The organism is Acidithiobacillus concretivorus (genome assembly GCF_018853445.1).
Classification (GTDB): Bacteria; Pseudomonadota; Gammaproteobacteria; order Acidithiobacillales; family Acidithiobacillaceae; genus Acidithiobacillus; species Acidithiobacillus concretivorus.
In genome coordinates, this window is record NZ_JABELD010000135.1 from 1 (window position 1) to 516 (window position 516).

General features: G+C 59.9%; 2 protein-coding genes. Both read left to right on the top strand.

Annotated features, from left to right (window positions below; genetic code table 11):
* Positions 1-13 precede the first annotated feature (13 nt).
* Positions 14-151, top strand: a complete 138-nt coding sequence (locus tag HJG40_RS15610) for a DUF8583 domain-containing protein (RefSeq protein ID WP_497006473.1) — start codon at positions 14-16, stop codon at positions 149-151.
* The coding region (locus tag HJG40_RS13715; protein WP_215864717.1) for a hypothetical protein at positions 151-516 on the top strand (366 nt) is incomplete at its 3' end. The genes HJG40_RS15610 and HJG40_RS13715, both read left to right, overlap by 1 nt.

The following is a 516-nucleotide window of genomic DNA, read 5'->3' on the forward strand; positions in this document are numbered from 1 at the left end:
CGTTGGAGCCGCCATCCTCGCCAAGGTCGAACGCGGGGAATGGCCACACGACAAATTTATGGCCCTCATGGAGGCCGCCCTGACCCGTGCCGATGATCGCGCCCTCTTTGATCTGCCAGTACGTCCAGAAAATTCCCAAGGAGGCCAGTAATGGACTCACAACAGCAGCTATTCGGCTACATGGCGGTGGCCAACGATCAGCAGAAGGCCATACAAACCGCCATCGACACCCTGACCGCTGAACGCGAAGCCCTCGCCCAGGAACGCATCCGCCTCGCCCAAACCGTCCAGAGCATCTCCAAGGCCGTAAGAACCGCCGTAGGCGCTGCCGTAAAGGATCAGATGGGGGATGCCGGAGAAACCGCCGCTACGGCCCTGGAAACCGCCTTAAACCCGATTCTCGAAAACTTCTCCGGCGTCATCGAGAACACAACCGAGGCCGGGAAGGCCATCAGCCAGGCTTCCGCCTGGTTTTCCTGGAAATGGGTCATCCTGTTCGCTGCCGGATTCTTCGGA